The sequence below is a fragment of the Microbacterium sp. Kw_RZR3 genome, assembly GCF_029222405.1.
Lineage (GTDB): Bacteria > Actinomycetota > Actinomycetes > Actinomycetales > Microbacteriaceae > Microbacterium.
This window is the reverse complement of the sequence record NZ_JARHXC010000154.1, coordinates 1-3,615: the sequence shown is the minus strand read 5'-3', so window position 1 is coordinate 3,615 and position 3,615 is coordinate 1. Positions and strand designations below refer to the sequence as shown.

5 protein-coding genes and 1 tRNA gene are annotated in these 3,615 nt (G+C 68.1%); 2 read left to right on the top strand and 4 right to left on the bottom strand.

Annotation, left to right across the window (positions count from 1 at the left end; translation table 11 throughout):
- Positions 1 to 95: 95 nt before the first annotated feature.
- Both orn and P2P98_RS08215 read right to left on the bottom strand, forming a co-directional pair.
- Positions 96 to 722: an oligoribonuclease gene (orn, locus tag P2P98_RS08220; protein WP_275798955.1), complete on the bottom strand. Its 627-nt coding sequence runs from the start codon at positions 720 to 722 to the stop codon at positions 96 to 98.
- Positions 723 to 761: 39 nt separating this feature from the next.
- Positions 762 to 834, bottom strand: a tRNA-Arg gene (locus P2P98_RS08215).
- 114 nt (positions 835 to 948) lie between these two features.
- On the opposite strand from P2P98_RS08215, the gene P2P98_RS08210 reads away from it, so the two are divergent.
- Positions 949 to 1,158, top strand: coding sequence for a methyltransferase (locus P2P98_RS08210; RefSeq protein ID WP_275798953.1), 210 nt, complete (start codon positions 949 to 951; stop codon positions 1,156 to 1,158).
- A gap of 72 nt (positions 1,159 to 1,230) precedes the next feature.
- On the opposite strand, the gene P2P98_RS08205 is transcribed toward P2P98_RS08210, so the two are convergent.
- Positions 1,231 to 1,830, bottom strand: a complete 600-nt coding sequence (locus P2P98_RS08205; RefSeq protein ID WP_275798951.1) for a hypothetical protein — start codon at positions 1,828 to 1,830, stop codon at positions 1,231 to 1,233.
- A gap of 61 nt (positions 1,831 to 1,891) precedes the next feature.
- On the opposite strand from P2P98_RS08205, the gene P2P98_RS08200 reads away from it, so the two are divergent.
- Complete coding sequence (locus P2P98_RS08200) at positions 1,892 to 3,310, top strand: PLP-dependent aminotransferase family protein (RefSeq protein ID WP_275798948.1); 1,419 nt, start codon at positions 1,892 to 1,894, stop codon at positions 3,308 to 3,310.
- Positions 3,311 to 3,338: 28 nt separating this feature from the next.
- Here P2P98_RS08200 and P2P98_RS08195 read toward each other — a convergent pair whose 3' ends face one another.
- Positions 3,339 to 3,596 carry a hypothetical protein gene (locus P2P98_RS08195; RefSeq protein ID WP_275798945.1) on the bottom strand — a complete coding sequence of 86 codons (258 nt, stop codon included), beginning with the start codon at positions 3,594 to 3,596 and terminating at the stop codon, positions 3,339 to 3,341.
- Positions 3,597 to 3,615: the final 19 nt, after the last annotated feature.

Below are 3,615 nucleotides of genomic sequence, written 5' to 3'. Positions count from 1 at the left end.
CTTGAACCCGCGACCCCCGCGACCACAACGCGGTGCTCTACCAACTGAGCTATAGCCACCATGTGTCTGCCGCAGCGGACAACTGAACAATTATGTCACACGTGGTGAGCGAACGACGACACGGCCGAGGACGCGATCGTCTTTGCCTCGTCGCTCGTGGGACCTGGCTGAGGGACGAACACGGCCTCGCGATAGTAGGCGAGCTCACGGATGGACTCGAGGATGTCGGCGAGCGCCCGGTGTCCGCCGTTCTTCGCCGGTGCGTGGATGTACGCCCGCGGATACCACCGGCGGGACAGCTCTTTGATGCTCGAGACGTCGACGTTTCGATAGTGCAGCCAGCGATCGACGCGCGGCATGTATTTGGCCAGGAACATGCGGTCGGTGCCGATGGTGTTGCCCGCGAGGGGGGCCTTTCCCTCGACCGGCGCGAACCGCTGGATGTATTCCAACGCCTGGAACTCGGCATCCGCGAGGCTCACCCCGTGGGGGATCTCTTCGAGGAGTCCGGACGAACGGTGCATCTCGGTGACGAACTCGCCCATGTTCTCCATCGCCGAAGCGTCGGGCTTGATCACGATGTGGAAGCCGGGGTCGAGCACGTTGAGCTCGAAGTCGGTGACGACGACGGCGATCTCGACCAGCTCATCGACCGCGAGGTCGAGGCCCGTCATCTCGCAGTCGATCCAGACGAGCCGGTCATTCGTGGAGGCGCCTACCATCCCTCCAGTCTAGTGAGGGGGTCCGACACCGGAGCCGAGTCCCCCAGACACGATTCGAACGTGTGACCGGCGGATTAGAAGGCCGCTGCTCTATCCACTGAGCTACTGGGGGTCGTGCACCAGGATATCTCCGCCGTCCGGCCCCATCGCACCGACTTGCGTCGATGCCCTGGCCGCGGGCGGCGGACAGAGGTACTCTGCCGCCATCGAGAGCAAAGGAGCACTCATGTCCGAAACGGTGACGCGACGCCTCTGGGTCGCATACGGGCCCGCGGGTGTCGTCGGCAAGATCCAGAAAGATGCCGATGGCTACGGCGTGCATATGGCGGGGAAGGACGAGCCGCTGGGCGTCTACCCCACGATGGAGATCGCGAAGAACGCTCTGCACTCGCACCTGAAGCCCGGGAGCGACTGGCCAGAGTTCCGCGAGCACTGAACAGAGCTCCCCGCGCGCAGCCTCGGACGGGCGGCGCGCGGGGACTCTCTCGTTGCACGTGCGCGGGCACCGTCACACGTGCGCGGGCGCGAGGACCTTGTCGCGCGTGGCCAGCAGAGGCAGGGCCACGTGGACCAGTGGCCCGATGCCGAGGGCGAAGACCACGGTTCCGATCCCCACGGTGCCGCCGAGGATCCATCCGAGGACGAGCACGGTTCCCTCGACACCGAGCCGACAGGCCCAGATCGGCCAGCCGAAGCGCGCGTGGAGACCTGTCATGAGCCCGTCGCGCGGGCCGGGACCGAAGCGGGCGCCGATATAGAGACCGGATGCCGCCGCCACGACGACGACACCTGCCACGAGCATGAGTGCTTGGAGCCACCACGCGTCGGGGTGCGGGAGGAATCCCAGAGCGATCTGCATACTCGTGCCGACCAGCAGGATGTTGGCGACCGTACCGACCCCGGGCTTCTGGCGCAGGGGGATCCACAGGAGGAGAACGCCGAGTCCCACGATGTTGGTGATCCATCCGACGCCGATTCCGGTGACGCGCGAGAGTCCCTCCGCGAAGACCGTCCAGGGGTCGACCCCGAGCCCGGCTGCGACCGTGAGCGCACAGCCGAAGCCGTAGGCGATCAGGCCAACGAGGAGACGAAGAATGCGCTCGGACATGAGGAAATCCAATCAGGGAATTGGCTTTTGCGCGTAATGCCAATTCGTCTATCGTGGCCTCATGGATTCCCGGATCTCGGCACGCGCTCTGGCGGAAGCCCTGGGCGGCTGGCGGGGCAACGGACCCGCCTACGAAGCTCTCGCGGATGCCGTACGGCTGCTCTGCCTCGACAACCGCATCGCTCCCCGGACGGCCCTGCCGGCGGAACGTGAACTCGCCGCGGCGCTGTCGCTGAGCCGGACCACCGTCGCGGCCGCGTATCGAAGTCTTCGCGACACGGGCCACATCGAAAGCCTGCGGGGGAGTGGGAGCGTGACACGCCCCCTACCGCGGAACGATCCCGGGGGCCTGGCGGCCGCGACGGACGCGATAGATCTGCAGCAGGCCAGCCCCGCCGCATGGCCCGGTCTGCCCGCGGTCATCAGCGAGGTGCTCCAGGATGCCAGCGCCATCGTCGCCCGTTCCGGATACGACGTGGTCGGGTCGCTCGCTCTCCGTGAGGCGATCGCGGATCGATACCGGCGACGCGGGGTGCCGACCACAGCCGACCAGATCCTCGTCACGACGGGCGCTCAGAGTGCGATCCACCTCGCGGCATCCGTGCTTCTCAATCGCGCGGACCGTGTGTTGATCGAGACGCCGACCTACCCGCACGCAGCGGAGGCTTTCCGATACGTGGGCGCCCGCCTGGTCGGGGTGCCGGTCTCGACGACGGACGGGTGGGACCTCGACCGGGCAGCGCAGACCTTCGCGCGGACTCTGCCCTCTCTCGCGTACCTCATGCCGGACTTCCAGAACCCGACGGGTCGCTCGATGTCTCCCGAGGAAGTGGATGCGTTCGTGGGGGGTGCCGAGATGACCGGCACCTTCCTCGTCCTGGATGAGACCACGGCGGACCTCGACATCGACCGACCGGGTCGTGCCACGCATTTTCCCGAGTCCGATCTGGTGATTCGCATCGGCTCGCTGGGCAAGACGGTCTGGGGCGGGTTGCGCGTCGGGTGGATTCGCGCCGAAACGGACATCGTCCGCCGCTTGGCCAGCGGTCGGCCGGTTCACGATCTGGGCACGCCCGAACTCGAACAGGCCGTCGCCACGCTGCTCGTTCCCCGCCTCGACGAGATCGTCGTCCAGCGGGGAGATCTGCTCCGCGCCGGGCGCGACGCCCTGGTGCGCGCCCTGCGCTCGACCTTCGCCGACTGGGAGATCCCCACCCCGCACGGAGGGGTGTCGCTCTGGCTCGGGATCGGCGAGCCCGTCAGCACGCCCCTCGTCATGAACGCCCGCTCTCGCGGTCTCCTCCTCTCGGCCGGATCGCGGTTCGCGACCGAGGGCGGACACGATCGGCGACTGCGGATGCCGTTCACCGCCCCGCCGGCCACTCTCGATCGCGCAGTCGACCTGCTCGGGGCGGCGTGGGCGGACGTCCGCGCCGAGGGCCGGACGTCACGCCTCGGCGAGCTCACCGCGCTGGTGTGAGGCGCTCCGCCACCGCCCCGAAAGCAGGTCATCGCGCGTAGCGAAGACATTCGAGAGCCTCGGCCGCGGACCAGAACTCGCCGAGCCGTCGGAAGGCGCCGGACGCGGAGTGGAACCGCTCGGCGGCATATCGCCAGCCGCGCTCGGACGCCGTGGCCCGAACGTGCCCCACAACGACTCCGCGTCGGTCGGCGATGCGCCACAGACCAGCGGCGACATGGGTCGCTGCGCCCCACCCGGCCGGACGCGGTGCCGGAGCGAGGTCGTTCCACAGTGTGGTGCTCATGCGGGGAAATCTACGACCG

Excerpts from the sequence above, each read along its gene's own strand:
- orn (WP_275798955.1), bottom strand. The coding sequence starts at position 722 with ATGGTAGGCGCCTCCACGAATGACCGGCTCGTCTGGATCGACTGCGAG.
- P2P98_RS08200 (WP_275798948.1), top strand. The coding sequence starts at position 1,892 with ATGGATTCCCGGATCTCGGCACGCGCTCTGGCGGAAGCCCTGGGCGGC.
- P2P98_RS08205 (WP_275798951.1), bottom strand. The coding sequence starts at position 1,830 with ATGTCCGAGCGCATTCTTCGTCTCCTCGTTGGCCTGATCGCCTACGGC.
- P2P98_RS08195 (WP_275798945.1), bottom strand. The coding sequence starts at position 3,596 with ATGAGCACCACACTGTGGAACGACCTCGCTCCGGCACCGCGTCCGGCC.
- P2P98_RS08210 (WP_275798953.1), top strand. The coding sequence starts at position 949 with ATGTCCGAAACGGTGACGCGACGCCTCTGGGTCGCATACGGGCCCGCG.